Origin of the sequence: Novosphingobium sp. KA1, assembly GCF_017309955.1 — a bacterium.
Classification (GTDB): Bacteria; Pseudomonadota; Alphaproteobacteria; order Sphingomonadales; family Sphingomonadaceae; genus Novosphingobium.
The window spans coordinates 3494249-3513864 of the sequence record NZ_CP021247.1 but is presented as its reverse complement, the minus strand read 5'-3'; the positions used below and the strand labels follow the sequence as shown (position 1 = coordinate 3513864).

22 protein-coding genes are annotated in these 19616 nt (G+C 66.1%); 5 read left to right on the top strand and 17 right to left on the bottom strand.

The genetic code is table 11. The features are described 5' to 3' along the window. Nucleotides 1-3: 3 nt before the first annotated feature. Nucleotides 4-2688 (top strand): M1 family metallopeptidase, encoded by a 2685-nt coding sequence (locus tag CA833_RS16920; RefSeq protein WP_207078708.1) that lies wholly within the window; start codon nt 4-6, stop codon nt 2686-2688. Nucleotides 2689-2903: 215 nt separating this feature from the next. Here the strand turns inward: CA833_RS16920 and CA833_RS16915 are convergent, their stop codons facing one another. The 3 genes from CA833_RS16915 to CA833_RS16905 all read right to left on the bottom strand — a co-directional run bounded on the left by CA833_RS16915 (nt 2904) and on the right by CA833_RS16905 (nt 7087). Next, nucleotides 2904-3752 carry a transcriptional regulator gene (locus CA833_RS16915; protein ID WP_207078707.1) on the bottom strand — a complete coding sequence of 283 codons (849 nt, stop codon included), beginning with the start codon at nt 3750-3752 and terminating at the stop codon, nt 2904-2906. Further along, nucleotides 3749-4888, bottom strand: coding sequence for a GNAT family N-acetyltransferase (locus CA833_RS16910; RefSeq protein WP_207078706.1), 1140 nt, complete (start codon nt 4886-4888; stop codon nt 3749-3751). Before CA833_RS16910 ends, CA833_RS16915 begins: the two co-directional genes overlap by 4 nt. A 105-nt stretch (nt 4889-4993) precedes the next feature. Beyond that, a complete protein-coding gene (locus CA833_RS16905; protein ID WP_207078705.1) occupies nt 4994-7087 on the bottom strand; it encodes a sodium-translocating pyrophosphatase in 2094 nt (697 codons plus the stop codon). A gap of 450 nt (nt 7088-7537) precedes the next feature. Here CA833_RS16905 and CA833_RS16900 point away from each other — a divergent pair, with 450 nt between their 5' ends. Next, nucleotides 7538-7732, top strand: coding sequence for a hypothetical protein (locus CA833_RS16900; protein ID WP_207078704.1), 195 nt, complete (start codon nt 7538-7540; stop codon nt 7730-7732). 92 nt (nt 7733-7824) lie between these two features. Here CA833_RS16900 and thiL read toward each other — a convergent pair whose 3' ends face one another. The 5 genes from thiL to CA833_RS16875 form a co-directional block, all read right to left on the bottom strand. Continuing rightward, on the bottom strand, nt 7825-8784 hold the full coding sequence (gene thiL, locus CA833_RS16895) for a thiamine-phosphate kinase (protein ID WP_207078703.1): 960 nt from the start codon (nt 8782-8784) through the stop codon (nt 7825-7827). A 70-nt stretch (nt 8785-8854) separates the two neighbouring features. Further along, entirely contained in the window at nt 8855-9310 is a 456-nt protein-coding gene (gene nusB / locus CA833_RS16890; protein ID WP_142633187.1) for a transcription antitermination factor NusB, read from the bottom strand. Continuing rightward, nucleotides 9307-10596: a histidinol dehydrogenase gene (gene hisD, locus CA833_RS16885; protein ID WP_207078702.1), complete on the bottom strand. Its 1290-nt coding sequence runs from the start codon at nt 10594-10596 to the stop codon at nt 9307-9309. Before hisD ends, nusB begins: the two co-directional genes overlap by 4 nt. Then, nucleotides 10596-11252 (bottom strand): ATP phosphoribosyltransferase, encoded by a 657-nt coding sequence (gene hisG / locus CA833_RS16880; protein ID WP_142633191.1) that lies wholly within the window; start codon nt 11250-11252, stop codon nt 10596-10598. Before hisG ends, hisD begins: the two co-directional genes overlap by 1 nt. 174 nt (nt 11253-11426) lie before the next feature. Beyond that, nucleotides 11427-11699, bottom strand: coding sequence for a BolA family transcriptional regulator (locus tag CA833_RS16875; protein ID WP_207078701.1), 273 nt, complete (start codon nt 11697-11699; stop codon nt 11427-11429). Between the two features lie 39 nt (nt 11700-11738). On the opposite strand from CA833_RS16875, the gene CA833_RS16870 reads away from it, so the two are divergent. Next, nucleotides 11739-12341 (top strand): DnaJ domain-containing protein, encoded by a 603-nt coding sequence (locus CA833_RS16870; RefSeq protein WP_142633195.1) that lies wholly within the window; start codon nt 11739-11741, stop codon nt 12339-12341. Here the strand turns inward: CA833_RS16870 and CA833_RS16865 are convergent, their stop codons facing one another. From CA833_RS16865 to CA833_RS16830, 8 genes are all read right to left on the bottom strand, one after another. Beyond that, complete coding sequence (locus tag CA833_RS16865; RefSeq protein WP_242526163.1) at nt 12342-12827, bottom strand: GFA family protein; 486 nt, start codon at nt 12825-12827, stop codon at nt 12342-12344. Beyond that, nucleotides 12824-13282 (bottom strand): SRPBCC family protein, encoded by a 459-nt coding sequence (locus CA833_RS16860; RefSeq protein ID WP_370584528.1) that lies wholly within the window; start codon nt 13280-13282, stop codon nt 12824-12826. The genes CA833_RS16865 and CA833_RS16860 overlap by 4 nt, the downstream gene beginning before the upstream one ends. Before the next feature lie 22 nt (nt 13283-13304). Beyond that, nucleotides 13305-13970 carry a glutathione S-transferase family protein gene (locus tag CA833_RS16855; RefSeq protein WP_207078699.1) on the bottom strand — a complete coding sequence of 222 codons (666 nt, stop codon included), beginning with the start codon at nt 13968-13970 and terminating at the stop codon, nt 13305-13307. Continuing rightward, a complete protein-coding gene (locus CA833_RS16850; RefSeq protein ID WP_207078698.1) occupies nt 13967-14470 on the bottom strand; it encodes a VOC family protein in 504 nt (167 codons plus the stop codon). The genes CA833_RS16855 and CA833_RS16850 overlap by 4 nt, the downstream gene beginning before the upstream one ends. Next, complete coding sequence (locus CA833_RS16845; RefSeq protein ID WP_207078697.1) at nt 14467-15093, bottom strand: glutathione S-transferase family protein; 627 nt, start codon at nt 15091-15093, stop codon at nt 14467-14469. Before CA833_RS16845 ends, CA833_RS16850 begins: the two co-directional genes overlap by 4 nt. A gap of 88 nt (nt 15094-15181) precedes the next feature. Continuing rightward, nucleotides 15182-16015, bottom strand: a complete 834-nt coding sequence (locus CA833_RS16840; RefSeq protein WP_207078696.1) for a VOC family protein — start codon at nt 16013-16015, stop codon at nt 15182-15184. Between the two features lie 2 nt (nt 16016-16017). Further along, nucleotides 16018-16389 carry a DUF1428 domain-containing protein gene (locus tag CA833_RS16835; RefSeq protein WP_207078695.1) on the bottom strand — a complete coding sequence of 124 codons (372 nt, stop codon included), beginning with the start codon at nt 16387-16389 and terminating at the stop codon, nt 16018-16020. Nucleotides 16390-16409: 20 nt separating this feature from the next. Then, complete coding sequence (locus tag CA833_RS16830) at nt 16410-17078, bottom strand: glutathione S-transferase family protein (RefSeq protein ID WP_207078694.1); 669 nt, start codon at nt 17076-17078, stop codon at nt 16410-16412. 153 nt (nt 17079-17231) lie between these two features. On the opposite strand from CA833_RS16830, the gene CA833_RS16825 reads away from it, so the two are divergent. Both CA833_RS16825 and cobS read left to right on the top strand, forming a co-directional pair. After that, the gene (locus CA833_RS16825) at nt 17232-17939 is read left to right on the top strand and encodes a winged helix-turn-helix transcriptional regulator (protein ID WP_242526162.1); all 708 of its coding nucleotides are present in this window, start codon (nt 17232-17234) and stop codon (nt 17937-17939) included. A 77-nt stretch (nt 17940-18016) separates the two neighbouring features. Further along, nucleotides 18017-18991 (top strand): cobaltochelatase subunit CobS, encoded by a 975-nt coding sequence (gene cobS, locus CA833_RS16820; protein WP_370584527.1) that lies wholly within the window; start codon nt 18017-18019, stop codon nt 18989-18991. A gap of 213 nt (nt 18992-19204) precedes the next feature. On the opposite strand, the gene CA833_RS16815 is transcribed toward cobS, so the two are convergent. After that, nucleotides 19205-19561: a hypothetical protein gene (locus CA833_RS16815; protein ID WP_142633216.1), complete on the bottom strand. Its 357-nt coding sequence runs from the start codon at nt 19559-19561 to the stop codon at nt 19205-19207. Nucleotides 19562-19616: the final 55 nt, after the last annotated feature.

Below are 19616 nucleotides of genomic sequence, written 5' to 3'. Positions count from 1 at the left end.
TTCATGCGTTCTACCCTGCGTAACCTTGCCACGGCCGGTGCCGTGATTGCCTTTGCCGTTTCCGCCCATGCATTCGCCGCCAGCGCGCCGGCTGCTCCAGTTGCCGCAACCCTCGCCCCGCTGCCCGAAACCGTGCCGAGCGACCTGCCGCGCAACGCCCGTCCGACGCATTACCGCATCGAAGTGACGCCCGACGCGCAGGCGCTGACCTTCACCGGCAAGGTCTCGATCGACGTCACTGTCTTTTCCGCCACCGACGCGCTGACGCTGCACGGCAACGGCCTTGCGGTCTCGAGCGCTGCGCTCGTCGGCGCCGACGGCAAGCCGGTCGCCCTGACCACCACGGCCGACGAGGCCGCGCAGACCCTGCGCTTTGCCGCCCCCAAGGCCATCGCGCCGGGGCAGTACCGCCTCGACGTGGCCTATGCGGGCAAGATCGGCACGCAGCCCTCGGGCCTCTTCGCGCTCGACTATCCCGACAAGCGCACCGGCAAGGAAGTGCGCGGCCTGTTCACCCAGTTCGAGGCCCCCGACGCCCGCCGCTTCGTGCCGAGCTTCGACGAGCCCAGCTACAAGGCGACCTTCGACGTTTCGGCCATCGTTCCGGCCGACCGCATGGCGCTCGGCAACATGCCGGTGAAGGGGCAGGAAATGCTCGCCGGCGGCCTCAAGCGCGTGACGTTCGCGACGACGCCGAAGATGAGTTCCTACCTGCTGTTCTTCGGCATGGGCGATTTCGAACGCTCGTCGCAAAAGGCGGCGGACGGCGTCGACGTCGGCATCGTCGCGCCTGCGGGCAGCGGCGCGCAGGCCGATTATGCGCGCGAGGGCCTGGCCCAGATCCTGCCGTGGTTCGATGACTACTTCGGCGTCAAGTTCCCGCTGCCCAAGCTGGACAACATCGCCGCCCCCGGCACCTCGCAGTTCTTCGGTGCGATGGAGAACTGGGGCGCGATCATGACCTTCGAGCGTATCCTGCTGCTCGATCCCAAGACCACCAGCCCCTCCGGCAAGCAGAGCATCTACAGCGTGCAGGCGCACGAGACCGCGCACCAGTGGTTCGGCGATCTGGTGACGATGGCCTGGTGGGACGACATCTGGCTGAACGAGGGTTTTGCCAGCTGGTTTGCCGCCAAGGCGACCGATCACTTCAATCCGGACTGGAACTGGAAGCTGGGCGCCGTCGACGGCCGCGAAGGCGCGATGGCGCTCGATGCGCTGCCCACCACCCACCCGGTGGTGCAGAAGGTCCGCACCGTTTCGGAAATGGAGCAGGCCTTCGATTCGATCACCTACCAGAAGGGGCAGGCGGTCATCTCGATGCTGGAGGACTACGTCGGGCCCGACACCTGGCGTGACGGCATGCGCCTCTACATGAAGCGCCACGCCTACTCGAACACCTCCAGCCGCGATCTCTGGGCGGCGATGGAAGCTGCCGGCGGCAAGGACGTGGACCGCATCGCCGAGGCCTTCACCCACACGCCGGGCGTGCCGCTGCTGCGCGTCAACGCGGTGTCGTGCCAGAACGGCCAGACCCGCCTCGACCTGACGCAGGATGCCTTCTCGCTCGACCCCGCCGCACGCGGCACGACCGCGCCCGTCTGGCCGATGCCGCTGCTGGTGCGTGTCGGCGATGCCGCGCCCGCCCGTCACCTGATGGCGCAGCGCAGCGAAAGCATGACCCTGGCCGGTTGCGGCCCGGTCCTCGTCAATGCAGGGCAGCTCGGCTACTACCGCACGCTCTATCCGGCCCCGGCGATCAAGGCGCTGGTCGCCGCGTTCGGCAAGCTGGCCCCGATCGACCAGTACGGCCTTGCCCGCGACAACCTCTCGCTGGCGCTGGCGGGGTATCAGGACATGGCGGTCGGCCTCGACTTCCTCTCGGCCTTCTCGCCTAATGCCGACGCCGTGCTGTCGGGTAACGTCGCGGCGCGCTGGCAGGCGGTCTACGGCCTGCTCGACGGCGATGCCGCGAAACCGGCCCGCACGGCGCTGGGCGCACGCATCTCGAAGATCTGGTCGCCGCGTCTCGGCAAGCTGGGCTTCGACGGCACTGCCGGCGAGCCGCTGGTCGACACCGAACTGCGCGCGCAACTGATCGAGACGCTGGGCGCGGTGGGTGATGCCAAGGTCGTGGCCGAAGCGCGCCGCCGCCTTCAGGGCCTGACGACGAACCCGCAGTCGCTCGACGGCCCGCTCAAGGGCACCTGGCTCTCGGTCGCCGCCGCCAACGCCAACCGCGCAGACTGGGAACTGCTGCGCAAGCAGGCCGCCGGCGCCACCAGCTTTGTCGAGCGCCAGATGTACTACTCGAACCTCGGCCTCGCCAAGGACGACGCGCTGGCCGGGGAATCGCTGGCCTTCGCGATCTCCGGCACGCCGGATGCCACCAGCGCTTCGCAGATCATCACCTCGGTCGCCCGCGCGCACCCGGAAATGGCCTTCGACTTCGTGCGCGCCAATCAGGCCAAGGTCGACGCGCTGATCGAACACTCGGGGCGCGCGCGCTTCTTTGCCCGCATCGTCGCCTCGAGCACCGATGCGGCGATGGTCGGCAAGATCGAAGCCTATGCCGCCACGCTTCCGGCCGACGAGGCCAAGCCGGTGGTGCAGGCGCTGACCGCGCTCAAGGAACGTCTCGCCAACCGTCCGCGTCAGCGCGAGCAGGTGGCTAAGTGGGTCAAGTGAGTAGGGGGAAGGGTAAAAGCAGGGGAGCATAGCCACCCTGCACCCCCATTACCGTCTTCGTTGCGCCTCGCCTATCGGTTGTGCGCTCCTTGCAGCCGCAGGCTATTTGTCTCCCGGCTCTCAGTGAGCGCAAGACGGATAGGCAGGGCGCAACATAGACATTCTGCGGGTCTGGGGGATCTCCCGAGCTTGTCGAAGCGCCCCAGGACTTTCTCTTATTTCTTGAACTTGCGCAGCACCCGCCAGGCCAGTGCCTTGGCGCGATTGCGCGCCGGCCAGCGCCCCGGCGCCTTGGGTTTGAGGCCCAACTTCCGCAGCACCCCGTTGAACGCCCGGGCGTCCGCTTCGGCAAAGCTCCATTCCGAACGCCACGTGATCGAGAGCGAAACCGAAGGTTCGGTGCCGTTCCGCACAAAATGCGGCGCCATCACCGGCACGAACACGGCCTCGCCCGAACCCAGCGCGAATTCGCGGCCGCCTTCCAGCAGTTCGTCCCGCCATTTCAGCTCGCGGCCGCCCCCGGTATGGTAGGTTTCGTGCACTTCGTCCGGCGCGAAGCGGTGGTCTCCGGCGGGGAACTGGGTCATGACCTTGTGGCCGCGCACTTGCAGCAGGATGTTGTGCTCGGGGTCGAAGTGATAGGGCGTGACGCCGCCTGCCGAGGTGACGAAGATGAAGCCTTGCAGCTTCATCATGGCGCCGGTCTTTTCCTCGATCATCGGGCGCAGTTCGGCGAGCAGGTCTTCGAGCAGGCGGGCGTAGTCGGGGTGCTGCTCGATATTCTTGATGACGGCCCAGGAGTTGGTCGTCTCGATCTCGCGGATGGTGCGGCCGATGGGGATGCCGGTGGGCGCGGGCTTGCCGTCGATGCCGAGGGGCTGGTTGCCGAAGTTGTACTCGACCGAACTGGCGGGCACGGTTTCCGCCAGTACGGCGAGCGCTTCGAGGTCCAGCAAGGGGTGGCTGGTCAGCCTATGCGGCAGCTTGTGCGGCGCTTCGGGGTAGTTTGCGGCAAACAGCGCGCGCGCCGGAGCGCCGAAGACGGGAAGGGCGGGGGCGTTCATCCAGTGGTTCCAGCGGGATTGCGGGCGAGTTCGGCGGACATGAAGCGCTGGAACAGCGCACGGCGCACCGGCCCGCCGATGGCGATGGAGAGGCGGCCAAGCACGCGGCGCTCGCGCCAGAGGTGGTCGATCATCGGGTGATCCTGCGCCGCGCAGCTGTCGGTCCAGGCGATGTCGGCGCGGGCAAGCACGTCAAGGTATTCGCGCTGAAGCAGGACGCCGGGTGAAAAGCGGGCGAAGCTCTCGTCAAACGCGGTCTTGAACGAGAAGGCGCCGGGCGGGGTGAGGAATGTGGCCAGCATGGCGATCGGCTTGCCGTCGAGCCGCAGGGCGAGCCGTTCCAGCCGGGCACCGGCGGCGGCGCCGGACAGCGCCTCGCGAAACAGCGTCCGCGTCGTCTCCAGGCTGGCGAGCGCGGACCCGGCATTGCCTTTCCAGCCTGCCGCTTCGAGCGCCAGAAATTCGTCGATCCAGCCCTGAAGCCCGTCGCTGCCGCCGAGCCGTTCGACCGTGACCTCGCCGCATTCGCCGAGGCGGTTCCACTGGCGGCGGATTTCCTTGCGCTTCTTCCCGGAAAGCGAGGCTTCCAGGTAGGCACCGGGCGAAAGGTCGGAGCGCAGGAGGGCGCGTTCCTCGCGGTGGACGATGGCGGCGGTACGGTTGCCGAGTGCGTCCTCGAGGCCGCGATGGACCGGCCCGCCCAGCGGGATCGCCCGCAAGTGCAGGAACATAGCGCTGCGCGCCGAGCTGTCGGCCCATGCGAGCAGCGCGCGCCAGAAGGCCTGCTCTGCGCCGCGTTCGATCAATGGGGTGCCCAGGAAGGCGTTGGCGTGCAGCCAGCCTGCCATGTTCGGCACCGGCCAGCGGTAATAGTGGCGGCTGCGCACGATGGGCAGCAGGCCCGCGAGGCGGCCATCGCGTTCGAAACGGAGCATCTCTACGCATTCCCCGCTGGCGAGGTGGCGCAGCGAGGGCAGCAGGTACCAGCTTTCGTAGAACGGATTGGCCTCGCTGGCGCGCCGGGCCAGGGCATCCCATGCACGCACGTCGCTCGCCAGCTCCCGCAATGGCACGGCGGCGATGGTGCCGCAGTGGCCGGGCGCGTCCTCGTGGACCGGGGGGCTGGTCGTGAGCATGGAGGGCTTTCTAGCGCCTCGGTTTCAAGGAAAGCCTAACGCGGTGCCGGAAAAGGCAAATCCCACGGCGGATCGCTCCGCCGGGGGATTGCTGCAACCGGGAGATCAACCCGCCGCCAGTGCTGCGAGCAACAGCAGGGCGACGATATTGGTGATCTTGATCATCGGGTTCACCGCAGGACCGGCAGTGTCCTTGTACGGATCGCCCACGGTATCGCCGGTGACCGCGGCCTTGTGGGCCTCCGAACCCTTGCCGCCGTGATGGCCGTCTTCGATGAACTTCTTGGCATTGTCCCAGGCACCGCCGCCCGAGGTCATCGAGAGCGCCACGAACAACCCGCCGACAATCACCCCCAGCAGCAGTGCGCCGAGGGCGGCAAAGCCGTTCTCCACCCCCGCCACGAACGAGATCGCGAAATAGACCGCGATCGGCGTCAGCACCGGCAGCAGCGAGGGCACGATCATCTCCTTGATCGCGGCCTTGGTCACGAGGTCCACGGTGCGGGCATAGTCCGGCTTGGTTTCGTAGGTCATGATACCGGGATTGGCCTTGAACTGCTCGCGCACGTCCTTGACCACGTCGCCCGCCGCGCGGCCCACCGCCGTCATGCCCATGGCCCCGAACAGGTAGGGCAGCAGCGCGCCGAGCAGCAGCCCGACGATGACGTAGGGATTCTCCAGGCTGAAATCGACGTCGAGATCGGGGAAGAACTCACGCAGGTCCGTGGTGTAGGCCGCGAACAGCACCAGCGCGGCAAGCCCCGCCGAGCCGATGGCATAGCCCTTGGTCACCGCCTTGGTGGTGTTGCCCACGGCGTCCAGCGCGTCGGTCTTCTCGCGCACGCTGTCGTCGAGTCCGGCCATTTCGGCGATGCCGCCGGCATTGTCGGTAACGGGACCATAAGCGTCCAGCGCCACCACCATGCCTGCCAGCGCCAGCATGGCCGTCGCCGCATAGGCAATGCCGAGCAGGCCCGCGAGTTGATAGGCGATGATGATGCCCGCCACGATCACCACGGTGGGCAGCGCAGTCGCCTCAAGGCTGATGGCGAGGCCCTGGATGACGTTGGTGCCGTGTCCGGTCTCCGATGCCTTGGCGATCGAGCGGACCGGCCGGTAGCCGGTGCCGGTGTAGTATTCGGTGATCCAGATGATCAGCCCGGTGATGACCAGGCCGACCAGTGCGCAGTGGAACAGCGACTTGCCGGAGAACCCGGTGGTGCCGATCTCGGCGCCGATATCGGCCAGCGCGTAATTGATCGCCCACCAGATCGCCGGGATCGACAGGACCGCGGTGACCAGGAAACCCTTGTACATGGCCCCCATGATGTTCTGCGATCCGCCGAGGCGCACGAAGTAGGTGCCGATGATCGAGGTGACGATGCAGACGCCGCCGATCAGCAGCGGCAGCGCCATTAGGCCTTCGAAATTGGCGATGCCCTTCATCAGCAGCGCGGTCAGCACCATCGTCGCGCCGACGGTGACGACATAGGTCTCGAACAGGTCGGCGGCCATGCCGGCGCAGTCGCCCACATTGTCGCCCACGTTGTCGGCGATCACGGCGGGGTTGCGCGGGTCGTCCTCGGGGATGCCCGCTTCCACCTTGCCGACGAGGTCGGCGCCCACATCGGCGGCCTTGGTGAAGATGCCGCCGCCAAGACGCGCGAAGATCGAGATGAGCGAGGCGCCGAAGGCGAGGGCGGTCAGCGCCTGCACGACGGTGCGATCCTCACCGCCGACGGTGTGGCCGCCGGGGCCGGTCAGATACCAGTAGAACACCGCGATCGCGAGCAGCGCGAGGCCTGCGACGAGCATCCCGGTGATGGCGCCCGCGCGGAAGGCCAGCGTCAGGCCCGCTTGCAAGCCGGTCTGCGCGGCGGCGGCGGTGCGCACGTTGGAGCGGACCGAGATGTTCATGCCGATGAACCCGGCCACGCCTGAAAGGATCGCGCCGATGACAAAGCCGATGGCCGAGATATGCCCCAGCGTCAGCGAAATGATGATGGCAACGACGATGCCGACGACGGCGATGGTCGAATATTGCCGCTTGAGGTAGGCCTGCGCGCCTTCCTGAATGGCGGCGGCGATCTCCTGCATCTTGTCGGACCCGGCCGGAGCGCCGAGAACTTGTCTGCTGGTAATGAAGCCATAGAGAATGGCCAGAAGCCCCAGGATAATTGCGATCGTGACTGGATTCACAAAACGCCCCCTTTTCCCACGCGAACATTCGCTATTTTCGACGGTTTTTCCCGTTCTGGACGTAAAGGGCTATAGACAAGGAGGATTACTGGCAAGCGCCTTCATCCGAAGTCGATTTTGTCGGGAGGAACTTGGCGGGAATGCGGTATCGGCCCCAACGACAGTGCGCGGTCGGGAATGCGGACCTTCGTCCCGCCCATACCGCTCATCCTGAGCCTGTCGAAGGATGGGGAGCCGTGGTGCCGACCCAGAGGGCTTCGACAGGCTCAGCCTGAGCGGAGTTGGGATGTCTGATTTGGGTGGGGAGCGGCCATTGCCTCTCCAGCATTCCAAGCGCAAGCATCCGAGTATAAAAGGGGACTGATGATGCCTTTACGAGAAGATCTGCAATTTGCGGCACGACCAAGGTTAATTCGTTACTTAGCGCGTGCGATCCATGGGTTCACTATCATGGCCCGCGACGATGTTAGCGTGCAGGTAAATTGGGCGATCAACAACTGCATACACTATCTCGCTGGGCATATAGTTGGACTCTCTGATCCTGCAGAACCCCTGACCGAAGCTCGACTGGACGGCATCATGGAGCAGGTCGCGCGGCTCAATACCGGCATAGCCGAAGAAATCGAAGCTGAACTGATCCGCTGATGTCCGCAACGGGGCGTACCTGGAACGGCAGCTTGAAGACGGCAACCGTTGAGAGCGGTCATCGCAATCGCCGCCGCGCAAGTATGCCGGGCCTAATGCTGATAACCCAACCGATCCGGCAGCGAGATCGGCGAACCCTTCCATTCCAGAACGATGCCGCTGCCTTCGGAAACCGTACCGATGGCGTGGATTTGCGTATCCAGTCCCTTGGCTGCGGCGCGCAAATAGGCGCTGTTTACCGGCGGGGCGGTGAACAGCAGGACGTAGTCGTCTCCCGCCGTCATCGCGGCTATGCGCTGTTCGACATTGTCCCCGGCGACAGCGCGATAGGCGCCTGAAAGCGGGACTTCGGAGGCATCGAAATGGATGGCGACGCCGCTGGCATCGGCCATGCGCCGCGCGTCGATCAGCAGGCCGTCCGATACGTCCATCATCGCGCTGGTGAGCGGGGCGAGCGCGGCGCCCAGCGCCGGTTCGGGCATCGGGCGGCGATAGCGGTCGATCAGCCAGTCATGGTCGGGGCTGACGTCCTTCACCCGGTCCGACAGCAGCGCCAGGCCGAGGCCGGAATCGCCCAGCGTGCCGCTGCACCACACCACATCGCCCGCCTGCGCGCCGCTGCGGGTGGGCACCGGCACGTCCTCGATGCCCCGGCCGATGGCGGTGAGCGAGAAGCTGCGCGCCGAACCGCGCGGCATGCGCACGGTGTCGCCGCCCAGCAGCGGCAGGCGGAAATGGCGGCAGGCCTGATCCATGCCGCCAAGGAAGGCGCGGTCCCACGCGTCTTCGCCCAGCGCGTGGGACTTGAGGCAGCCCAATGGCTCGGCGCCCTTGGCGGCAAGGTCCGAGGCATTCACCGCCACCAGCTTCCAGGCGATGCTTTCCGGCGGATCGTCGGGCAGGAAGTGGATGCCCTCGACCAGCGTGTCCATCGTCAGGACCAGCTTTTCGCCGCCGATTTCGAGTACGGCGGCATCGTCCGCAAGGCCGCGCGCGGCCGGGCTGACGGCAATGGCGCGCAGGGCTTCGATGAAGGCGAATTCGCGGGTCATGGAAATGACAATGGGCCCGGCAGGGCCCATTGTCGAGATCGGGTGTGGGCGCTGATGCTGCGCAAAAAGCTCAGCGAACGGCCTTGGCGACGGCATCAAGCACGCCGTTGACGAACTTCGCCTCGCGCGCGTCGAAGAAGGCGTGGGCGACGTCGAGATATTCGCCGATCGCCGCGCCGGTCGGCACGTCGGGGCGGGCCAGCAGTTCGTAAACGCCGGCGCGCAGGATCTGCAGCATGGTCTTGTCGAGACGGGCGAGCGACCAGCCTTCGGCCAGCTTGCCGGAGAGCAGTTCGTCGATCTCGTCGCGGCGGGCGATCACGCCCTTCACCACGTCGTCGAAGAAGGCGACTTCGGCCTTGGCGTACTGCTCCTCGTCGATTTCCGCGCCAAGCCGGTGGCGGTGGAATTCGTCGAGCAGGATGGCCTGCGCGGTGCCTTCCATCTCAAACTGGTAGAGGGCCTGGACGGCGGCAAGGCGGGCGGCCGAGCGGGCCTGCTTGGAATTGGGCTGGGGATTGCTCATTGGGAAAGTCTCACGGAAATGGAGCGCGCGTGCGCGGGAAGCCCTTCGGCATCGGCAAGGGCAACGGCGGCGGGGCCAATGGCCTCAAGCGCCGCAGAATCGAGCTGGATGAAGCTGGTGCGCTTCATGAAATCAAGGACCGAAAGGCCCGAGGCAAACCGCGCGCGGCGCCCGGTGGGCAGCACGTGGTTGGGACCGGCGACGTAATCGCCCACCGCTTCGGGGGTCATGCGGCCCAGGAACACCGATCCGGCGTGGCGGATCCGGCGGAACAGGCTTTCGGGATCGTCGGTGGCGATCTCGACATGTTCGGCGGCGAGGGCATCGGCCAGCGCCGGAGCCTCGTCGAAGCTCTCGACGACGACGATGACGCCGTAGTCGTTCCACGACTGGCGCGCGGTCGCCTCGGTGGCGAGGGCGGAGAGTTCGACCTCCACCGCCTCGGCAACGGCGTCGGCATAGCCGGCATCGTCAGTGATGAGGATCGACTGCGAGGTCGGATCGTGCTCCGCCTGGCTCAGCAGGTCGGCGGCGATGCGGCGTGGTTCGTTCTTCGCATCCGCGATGACGAGGATCTCGCTGGGCCCGGCCACCATGTCGATGCCGACAACGCCGTAGAGCTGGCGCTTGGCTTCGGCCACCCAGGCATTGCCGGGACCGGTGATGACGTCGACGGGCGCGATCCGCTCGGTGCCATAGGCCAGCGCGCCCACGGCATGGGCACCGCCCACGCGCCAGACTTCGTCGACACCGGCAAGATGCGCGGCAGCAAGGACAAGCGCATTGACTTCGCCCTTGGGGGTCGGCGTGACGACGACGAGACGCTCGACGCCCGCGACTTTGGCGGGGATGGCGTTCATCAGCATCGAGGAAGGATAGGCCGCGCGGCCGCCCGGCACATAGAGCCCGGCGGCGTCGACCGCGCGCCACACGGCACCGAGGCGCACACCGGCGGCATCGGTATAGTCGCGGTTCTCGGGAAGCTGGGCGGCGTGATAGGCGCGGATGCGCTCCGCCGCGAGTTCGAGCGCCTCGCGCAGTTCGGGCTTGAGAGCTTCGAACGCGGCGCGGCAGGTTTCGGCGTCGATGCGCCAGCCGGTCTGGTCGAGGTCATGGCCGTCGAACCGCGCGGTGTAATCGGCCAGCGCCGCGTCACCGCGCTCCCGCACGGCGGCGAGGATGTCGGCGACGTCACGGGCGACATCGGTGGCGCTCTCGCGGCGGTCGGCAACGACGCGCCGGAAGGCTTCGGCGAAGCCCGCGTCCTGGCTGTAGAGACGCTGCATCAGGCGGCGACCTTGCGTTCGGCGACGAGTGCGCGGAAGGCATCGACCAGTGCGGCGACACGCTCGTCGGTCTTGAGGGCGGCGCGGTTGACGATCAGGCGCGCGGAAATGTCGAGGATGCGGCTCGTCTCGACGAGGCCGTTCTCCTTGAGGGTGCGGCCCGTGGAGACGAGATCGACGATGCGGCTCGACAGGCCGAGCGAAGGCGCCAGTTCCATCGCGCCGTTCAGCTTCACCACTTCGGCCTGCACGCCGAGCTTCTCGTAGTGCTTGCGCGTCAGGTTCGGATACTTGCTGGCCACCCGCAAGTGCGAGGGCAGGGCGCCGCCCTGTTCGCCTTCGCGCTCGGCAACCGAGAGGCGGCAGTGGCCGATATCGAGATCAACCGGGGCGTAGAGATCGGGGTAGGCGAACTCTTCCACCACGTCGGAACCGACGATGCCGACTTGCGCCGCGCCATGGGCCACGAAGGTCGCGACGTCGAACGCGCGCACGCGGATCAGGCGCATGTCGCTGTTCTCGCACGCAAAAGAGAGCGCGCGCGACTTCTTGTCGTGGAACTCCGCCTCGGGCACCACGCCGGCGTGCGCCATCAGCGGCAGCGCTTCGTCGAGGATTCGGCCCTTAGGCACGGCAAAGATCAAGGGTGTCGGCATGGTGCGCGCATGTAGGCTGGGAGCGCGAAAAGGGCAACCGGCGATAAAACCGGAGCGTGCCGGTTTGAAAAATGCCCGTTGGACACTCTTGTGGCCGGTGCCAGCCCGCTCCCCAATCTGGTCACCTGATAGGGGACCGAGCGGGAGCGGGCTGGTACCGCCAAATCCAAGTGCTTACTCTCCCGGCGCGCGGGCCTTGATGGCGACGGCGTGGACGCGGTTGCCGGGAATGTCGCCGAGCGCGGCGTTGACGAGGCGCTGGCGCTGGAGGCGCGAGACGCCGGTAAAGGCAGGGCTTTCGATCGCAATCGTGAAGTGCGATTCGCCGCTGCCGTCATCACCGGAATGGCCGCGGTGCGTGGCGGAATCGTTGATCACGTCAAGCTGCGTGGGGGCGAAGGCGGCGACCAGCAGTTGCCGCATTTCCTGTTCGAGTGGTCCGTTCATGGCTTCCATTTAGGCGCTCGATCCCCCATCTGGAAGCCGGTGAGACATTCTAGATTTCATGGAAGGGTCGAATCCGGCGGGCGCGTGTGCAGTTGGCCGGGGTGCGACGAGGCGGGCGAGTTCCGCGCGCCGGGCGGGCGCACGCCCAGTTTCGACGGGCCGGGCGATTATCGCTGGTTCTGCCTCGACCATGTGCGCGAGTTCAATTCGGGATACGACTATTTCGACGGCATGAGCGCGGAAGAGATCTTCCGGGCGCAGTCGCCGCTGCATGGCTGGGAGACGCAGACGCGCGCGTTCCGGCCCGATGCGGGGGTGGACGGGGCGCCGAAATGGGCCGATTTCGCCGATCCGCTGGATGCGATCAGCGGGCGGGCAAGGGCGCATATGCGTCAGCGTCAGGCCGACATGAAGGCGGATATGCACCCGCAAAACGCCCGCTTCACGCCGGACGAGCGCCGTGCGCTGGGGGTGCTGGGGCTGGACGGCAGCATTGATCGCAAGACTTTGCGCCTGCGCTACACGCGGCTGCTGCGCCAGTATCACCCGGACCACAACGGCGGTGATCATGGCCATGCAAGCAGGCTGCAATCGGTGGTCGAGGCCTATCAGCTGCTCAACAAGGCCAGCGCCTTCACCTGATCAGCCGCTGCGCAGGACTTTCCAGCGGGCCGCCGCATTGTCGCCGTAGATCCGCACCACGTCCTTGCCGGAATAGAACACTTCGTACTGTTCGGCCCGTTCGGGGAGCACGACCCATGGTTGCCTGCTCCCCGTGAAGATATGCACGTCGGGCGGGAATGTGTCGGGATTATCCAGCGTGCCGACGCGTACGTAAGCAGCCCTGTCGCCCGCGCCGCCGTAGTGGCTCCAGAGCGCGACCTTGCAGGCGGGGCAGCGCAGGATCGCCTGCCCCTTGCCGCTGAGCGACGGCGTCTCGATGCGTTCCGGTGCGGTCTTGCCGACCAGTTCCACCCGGTCCGCCTCGATCACCGCGTTGAGGGCGAAGGCACTGCCGGTTTCGCGCTGGCACCAGCGGCAATGGCAGCAGTGGACAACGATGGGGTCGTCCAGCAACCGGTAGCGGACCTGACCGCAGGTGCAGCCGCCTTCGGCGCCCTCGCTCAAGAGACTTTGCCTTCGCAGATTTCGGCAAGCTGATCGGCGCAGGCCGACCAGCCCTGTTCAAAGCCCATGTCCGCGTGTTGCTGCATGGTTTCGGCGTTCCAGTGGCGGGCGCGGGCGGTGTAGCGGGTGCCGCTGCCTTCGGGTTCGACTTCCCAGATGCCGATCATGAAGGGGCCGGATGGCTGGAACTCGCCGGTCACGGCGTCGGTCGTGACGAAACGGCGACCTTCGTCGTAGGCGAGATAGATACCGTTCTGCGGCGCGACTTCGCCTTCGGGGCCGTACATCGTCATGTGGCAGACGCCGCCGGGGCGCTTGTCCTGCTCGTCCACTTCGACGCGCCAGGGCCGGGGGCACCACCATTCCTCCTGCCGGTTGGCGAGAACCTCCCAGACTTCGGCGACAGGCGCGTCGATATGGCGGGTGATCGACAGTTCGTGGTTGGTCGCGCTCACAGGCATCTCTCCGAATGTGGTGTCAGTCGCGGTCGGGCGCTCCGAGCGGGAAGTAGGAGCGGTACGGGCGGGCATCGTCCACGCAGCGCGCAACCGGGGGCAGGGCCAGCAGATGCGCACGCCATTGCCGCAGGCGGGGCAGTTCTTCGGGGATCGGGTGGACCCAGTCGGCATAGAACAGCGAAGGCGCCGCCGCGCATTCGATCAGCGTGACATGGTCCATTGCCGGATAGAACTGCAGCCAGCCTTCCAGCCAGGCGTAGCTGCGTTCGAGCCGGCCACGCGCTTCGGTGCAGCGGGCCATGTCCGGCGTATCGGGCGAGCGGATATGTTCGTCCACGACCACCTGCATCACGTTCATCACGTAATTGTCGAAGACCCGGTCGAGCATGCGGATTGCGGTGGCGGCATCGGGGTCTTCCGGGATCAGCGTGCCTGCGCCGATATGATGGCGGTCGAGGTATTCGAGGATCGACGTCGTTTCGAAGAGCAGGTTCTCGCCATCGCGCAGCACCGGGAACTTGCCTTGCGGCCCCGCGGTCTGGACCACTTCGACGTTTTCCGGATGGTCGGGGCCGACCAGGCGGAACGTGAATGGCACCTCGTAGGCGTAGAGCGCGATCAGCACCTTCCAGGTGTAGGACGAGAAGGGATGGCCAAAGAGTTCGAGGCTGGGGCCGGGATTCATGCGGAGGTTCCTGCCAGTGCGGCTTCGATGGCGGCTATGTCGATCTTGCGCATCGTCATCATCGCTTCCATCGCCCGCTTGGAGGCGGCGCGATCAGGATTTGTGAGGGCGTCCGACAGGGCTCTGGGTGTGATCTGCCACGACAGGCCCCACTTGTCCTTGCACCAGCCGCACATGCTCTCCGCGCCGCCATTGCCGACGATGGCGTTCCAGTAGCGGTCGGTCTCTTCCTGTGTTTCGGTCTCCACCTGAAACGAGAAGGCCTCGCTATGCGGAAAGGCGGGGCCGCCGTTGAGGCCGAGGCACGCGATCCCCATCACCGAGAACTCGACGGTGAGTACATCACCTGCCTTGCCGTCGGGATAGTCGGCGGGTGAGCGGGTCACCGCGGTGACGAAAGTATCGGGAAACACGCCGGCGTAGAAGTTTGCCGCTTCCTGCGCCGCGCCGTCATACCACAGGCAGATCCGGTTCTTGGCCCGAGGTGCCGGCGCGGTCATTTTTTCATCTCGGCAATCAGCGTGTTGTCCACCGCCTTCGCGGCCTTGTAGGCGTCGCGGGCCTGAAGCCGTTCGGCATAGGCAACAAAAGCAGGGCGCGGCGGCATCGTGCCGAATGTCAGCCCCCAGTCCACCGCGCTGCCGACATAGACGTCCGCCATCGTGAAACGTGCGCCGCAGACCCAGTCACGCCCTTCGAGGTGCTTTTCCAGCGTGTTCATCGTGCGCTCGAAGCTGCCCCAGCCGGCCATCATTTCCTGTTCGGGAGAGGGTTCGCTGTTGAAGTGGCGCGACATGACCGCCTGTTCGACCGGCCCCGAGGCGAAGAAGGTCCAGCGCAGATAGTCGGCCATTTCGGTTTCGCTGGGCAGGAGGCCGGCTTCAGGGTTCATCTCGGCCAGGTAGAGGCAGATTGCGGCGGCTTCGGTCACCACCCGGTCGCCGCTATCGGCATGATGGACAAGCGTGGGCACTTTGCCCATCGGGTTGATGTCGAGGAAGCCTGCGGGCTTTTCCTTCCACTCGACAATCACCTGATCGTAGTTCGCACCGGCTTCGTGGAGGGCCCAGCGGGCGATCTGGCCGCGCGACATGGGATTGGTGTAGAAGGTGTAGTCTGCCATTCCCGGTGCTCCTCGCAGTCCATGTCCTCGATGGAACAATTATGGAACAAATGCCCGCCGTCAAGCCATGATCGACGGGCTGCCCGCATCAAGCGCCCTTGGGTCCGACAACACCGAAACCTGCCCCTTGCGGGTCCATGGCAACAATGATCCACTCGCCGCCGGGGACTTCGTGCGGCCCCATCAGCACGGTTCCGCCATGGGCCTCGATCGCCGCCTTTGCCGCGGTTATGGAGGGGACGCCGAAGTAGAACAGCCACATTGCCGGTTGCTGGTCGCTCTGCCGCTGCATGATCGCGCCGAGCGTCTGTCCGTGGTGGCCGATGAAGCAGTAGTCGCCCATGTCGCCCATCGACATCTTCTCGTTGAACGTGAAGCCGAAGTGCCTGGCATAGAAGGCCATGGAGGCGGCCTGGTCGGGGCTGGCGAGTTCGTTCCAGCGCACGTGCTGGGGCTCGGTGGCGGAAAAGACATCGCTGACGGAGCCGGCATTGTCCTGTTCCTGGCCATCGCTGGACAGTGATTGTCCGGCGGGAGACACCGGCTTCATCAGGTAGATCGGCACGCCTTGCGGATCGGCGACCATGGCGATGCGGCCGACCGGCAGGTCGAAGGCGGGAAGCCGCTCTTGCCCGCCGGCAGCGACGATCGCATGGACTTCGGCATCGACGTCGTCGACCGCGAGATAGGGCAGCCAGCAAGGGCGGGCGCCGCCCATTGCCATGTCCTGCGTGATCTCCATCGCACCGCCGGCCATGCCGCCGTCGTCGCGGCCGATCATGCGGTAGTTCATGTCCTCGGCATCAGGATAGGCATCGGCCGAGATCGTCCAGCCGACCACCGCCTTGTAGAAGACGGCGGCGCCGTCGATGTCGCTGGTGAGAAGCTCGTACCAGATGAAGCTGCCGACCGGGTTGCCCATCGTCATTCTCCCACCGCGACGACGCGCTGGAACCCGCCGAAGATCATCCGGGCGCCGTCGAACGGGGGCGGATTGGTCTGCGGGTCGAAGCGCGGGTCGTTTTTCATCAGTTCGCCGAGCAGGCCCATCTGGCGGTCGCGGGTTTTCTTGTCGGGCCATTCGATCCAGCTGAAGCAGACCGTCTCGTCCTCCCTGGCGGCGACGGCGCGATGGAAATCGGTCTGCTTGCCGTGGGGAACGTCGTCGCCCCAGCATTCCCAGACGCGGATGGCGCCATATTCGATGAAATAGTCGTCGAATTCACGCGCGTGGGCGATGAACCGGTCCTTGCTTGCAACCGGTACGGGGATCACGAAACCGTCGACATAGGCCATGGCTGTATCTCCTGTGGGGCTCACTCTCCTGTGGGGGCGGCGTAGGCTTCAAGCTGTTCGGCAAGCGCGCGGACAAAGGCGGGGCGGGCCTCGCCGCGTGCCTTGTAGGCGGCAAGGGCCGGGAACTCGGCGAGGACATCCGTGTGGTCGAGCAGGCGCAGCACGGTGACCATCAGCACGTCGGCGATGGAGAAGGGGCCCGCCAGCCACGCGCGCTCGCCCAGCGCCTTCTGGAGCGAGGCCAGCTTGCGCCGGGCCTGCTTGACGGCGCCGGGACGGGCCTGCTCCGCCCAGGGTTCCTGCGCGAAAAACAGGTCCAGCCCGTTAAGGTGGGCAAGCGCCGGTTCGACCGAGTTGCCGGCGGCAAACAGCCAGGTGATCGCCTGCCAGCGCGCTTGCGGGGCCGTGGGCAGCAGGTGCGCGTTCTGTTCGCCGAGATAGAGCAGGATCGCGCCGCTTTCGAACATGCGGATCTCGCCATCGTCGAAGGCGGGGACCTGGCCGAAGGGCTGCCATTGCCGGTACTCGCCGCTGCGCGGGGCCATCGCGTCGATCAGGTCGAGCCGGTAGTCGCGCCCGATTTCCTCCAGCGCCCAGCGGATGCGCAAGTCGCGCACGTGTCCGCGCACTTGCGGCGGCACGTTGCTGAAGCCGCTGATCACCGTTGCCGCGTCATCGCACAGGGGCATCTGTCGTCTCCCATCGAGGATCGTACCACAAGTTCGCTCAGGAACGGATCATTCAAGCGTTCCCGAACGGCGCACTTGCGGCGAATCGTTATTGCCATGGGCTGCGCTTCAAGGTTACGAAAAGCAACCATGAAGTTACTAAATGAAACTGATGTGACGCCGAAGCGCGCCGGGGCTGCGCCAGTCTCCGCGCCTGCCCGCCACGGGCGCTGGTATGACGATGCCTGCGGGGCGTCGCTGGCGCTGGAACTCATCGGCGAACGCTGGTCGCTGCTGATCGTGCGCGAGATGCTGCTGGGCCCGCGCCGCTTCAACGAACTGCGCGGCGCGCTGCCCACGCTGAGCGCCAAGGTCCTGACCGAGCGCCTGGTGGCATTGGAGGCTTCGGGCATCGTCCGGCGCATCCGCATGGCGCCGCCCGCCTCGGTGCAGGTCTATGGGCTCACCGAATGGGGGCAGGGGCTGGAGCCGGTGCTGCTGGAGCTGGTGCGCTGGGGGCTGCGCGCGCCGGGGCACGATCCGGCGCTGGCGTTCACGCCGGTGGCGCTGATGCTGTCGCTGCGGGCGCTGATCGATCCGGTCCGCGCGCGCGATCTTTCGCTCTGGGTGGAATTCGACATCGGCGCGCAGAAGTTCGCGGCCCGGCTGCGCGGGGGTGAGCTTGCCATCCACCCGGCCGGAGAGGGCATGAGCGCGCCGGACCTGCGCTTCACCGCGGCCAGCGCGTCCGATTTCCTGCCGGTGTTCTACGGCAAGCGCAGCCTTGGCGAGGCGGTGGGCAAGCTCAAGGTCGGCGGCGATCCGGCACTGGCCGGGCGGTTCATCGATCTCTTCGCGTTGCCGCCGAAGTTTCGCGGCTGACGGGCGGGGGCAGTGCTCAAACCCTGTTGCGGTGCAGCGCCCGCTTGTCTACGCGGTTAGGCACGATGACTGAGACCATGAAAGCCGAGAGTCGCGACGCCACCGTGCTGGCCGCCCCCGATATCGAACTCGACGTGCGCGAGACCTTCGGGATCGATATCGACATGAAGGTGCCCGCCTTCTCCGTGGCGGACGAACGCGTGCCTGATCTGGACGAGACTTATGTCTTCGACCCGGATACCACCCTCGCGATCCTGGCGGGCTTTGCCTACAATCGCCGGGTGATGGTGCAGGGTTACCATGGCACCGGCAAGTCGACGCACATCGAGCAGGTGGCCGCGCGCCTCAAGTGGCCGTGCATCCGCATCAACCTCGACGCGCACATCAGCCGTATCGACCTGATCGGCCGTGACGCGATTGTCCTGCGTGACGGTCTTCAGGTCACCGAATTCCGCGAAGGCCTGCTGCCCTGGGCGCTCCAGCACCCGGTGGCGCTGGTGTTCGACGAATACGACGCGGGCCGTCCGGACGTGATGTTCGTGATCCAGCGCATCCTCGAAACCGAGGGCAAGCTGACGCTGCTCGACCAGAACCGCGTGATCCGCCCGGACCGGAACTTCCGCCTCTTCGCCACGGCCAATACCGTCGGCCTTGGCGATACCTCGGGCCTCTACCACGGCACCCAGCAGATCAACCAGGGCCAGATGGACCGCTGGAACCTGGTGGTCGGCCTCAATTACCTGCCGCAGCCGGTCGAGACGGAAATCGTCACGAAGAAGGTGCCGCAGGTGGATGCGGCAACGATCGCCAACATGGTCAAGGTCGCCGACTTCTCGCGCCAGGGCTTCATGAACGGCGACATCTCGACCGTGATGAGCCCGCGCACCGTCATCACCTGGGCGCAGAACACCGCGATCTTCAAAGACGTGGGCTTTGCCTTCCGCCTCTCGTTCCTCAACAAGTGCGACGAGACCGAGCGGGTGATGGTTGCCGAATACTACCAGCGCGTGTTCGGCACCGACTTGCCCGAAAGCGTCGTCGCCAAGGCCTGATGGCCCGAGAGTCTGTTTGAAAAATGCCCGATAGGGGATTTTGAGGGCGGCACCAGCCCACTCCCCCACCCGACCACCCACAGAATACTGCCGATGGGTGGTCGGGTGGAGGAGTGGGCTGGTGCCGCGAAATTCGCTTTTGGCGAATTTCCAAACGGACTTTGCGCCTCGGCGAACAGGCAAAAGGGAGGCCGCGGCCTCCCTTTTTTCATGTCAGTCGTAGGAGAACGCCGTCACCGTGCCGTGGCGGGTGTCGCACTTGAAGGTCATCTTCTTCATTTTCAGCTTGCCGTCCTTGTCGGGGATCGCGACGTCGACTTCGGCGCGCACCGAGGCGCGGCCGTCGCTTTTCTTGTCGGTATCCTCGACCTTGCGCATGCTCACGTCGCGCGCGCCGAGCTTTTCGCCGCGCGCCTTGGCCTCGGCCATGCAGACCTGGACCACCTGATCGCGTTCATCGCCCGAAACCGGGGGCGGCGAGGGGTCCTGGCTCCAGGCCTTGGTCACGAATGCGACGCTGAGCACGAGCACGTTCGCGCTGGCAAAGTACTTCAACATGAGATCCCGCATTGCCACCTCCTGCCCAATCCCGGCGGGGCATGACCGGCCGGGCCGATGTCATCCA

What these genes read in the sequence shown, in the direction of transcription:
- CA833_RS16920 (WP_207078708.1), top strand. Translation starts at nt 4, where the DNA reads ATGCGTTCTACCCTGCGTAACCTTGCCACGGCCGGTGCCGTGATTGCC.
- CA833_RS16915 (WP_207078707.1), bottom strand. Translation starts at nt 3,752, where the DNA reads ATGAACGCCCCCGCCCTTCCCGTCTTCGGCGCTCCGGCGCGCGCGCTG.
- CA833_RS16910 (WP_207078706.1), bottom strand. Translation starts at nt 4,888, where the DNA reads ATGCTCACGACCAGCCCCCCGGTCCACGAGGACGCGCCCGGCCACTGC.
- CA833_RS16900 (WP_207078704.1), top strand. Translation starts at nt 7,538, where the DNA reads ATGGCCCGCGACGATGTTAGCGTGCAGGTAAATTGGGCGATCAACAAC.
- thiL (WP_207078703.1), bottom strand. Translation starts at nt 8,784, where the DNA reads ATGACCCGCGAATTCGCCTTCATCGAAGCCCTGCGCGCCATTGCCGTC.
- nusB (WP_142633187.1), bottom strand. Translation starts at nt 9,310, where the DNA reads ATGAGCAATCCCCAGCCCAATTCCAAGCAGGCCCGCTCGGCCGCCCGC.
- hisD (WP_207078702.1), bottom strand. Translation starts at nt 10,596, where the DNA reads ATGCAGCGTCTCTACAGCCAGGACGCGGGCTTCGCCGAAGCCTTCCGG.
- hisG (WP_142633191.1), bottom strand. Translation starts at nt 11,252, where the DNA reads ATGCCGACACCCTTGATCTTTGCCGTGCCTAAGGGCCGAATCCTCGAC.
- CA833_RS16875 (WP_207078701.1), bottom strand. Translation starts at nt 11,699, where the DNA reads ATGAACGGACCACTCGAACAGGAAATGCGGCAACTGCTGGTCGCCGCC.
- CA833_RS16855 (WP_207078699.1), bottom strand. Translation starts at nt 13,970, where the DNA reads ATGAATCCCGGCCCCAGCCTCGAACTCTTTGGCCATCCCTTCTCGTCC.
- CA833_RS16850 (WP_207078698.1), bottom strand. Translation starts at nt 14,470, where the DNA reads ATGACCGCGCCGGCACCTCGGGCCAAGAACCGGATCTGCCTGTGGTAT.
- CA833_RS16845 (WP_207078697.1), bottom strand. Translation starts at nt 15,093, where the DNA reads ATGGCAGACTACACCTTCTACACCAATCCCATGTCGCGCGGCCAGATC.
- CA833_RS16840 (WP_207078696.1), bottom strand. Translation starts at nt 16,015, where the DNA reads ATGGGCAACCCGGTCGGCAGCTTCATCTGGTACGAGCTTCTCACCAGC.
- CA833_RS16835 (WP_207078695.1), bottom strand. Translation starts at nt 16,389, where the DNA reads ATGGCCTATGTCGACGGTTTCGTGATCCCCGTACCGGTTGCAAGCAAG.
- CA833_RS16830 (WP_207078694.1), bottom strand. Translation starts at nt 17,078, where the DNA reads ATGCCCCTGTGCGATGACGCGGCAACGGTGATCAGCGGCTTCAGCAAC.
- cobS (WP_370584527.1), top strand. Translation starts at nt 18,017, where the DNA reads ATGAAAGCCGAGAGTCGCGACGCCACCGTGCTGGCCGCCCCCGATATC.
- CA833_RS16815 (WP_142633216.1), bottom strand. Translation starts at nt 19,561, where the DNA reads ATGCGGGATCTCATGTTGAAGTACTTTGCCAGCGCGAACGTGCTCGTG.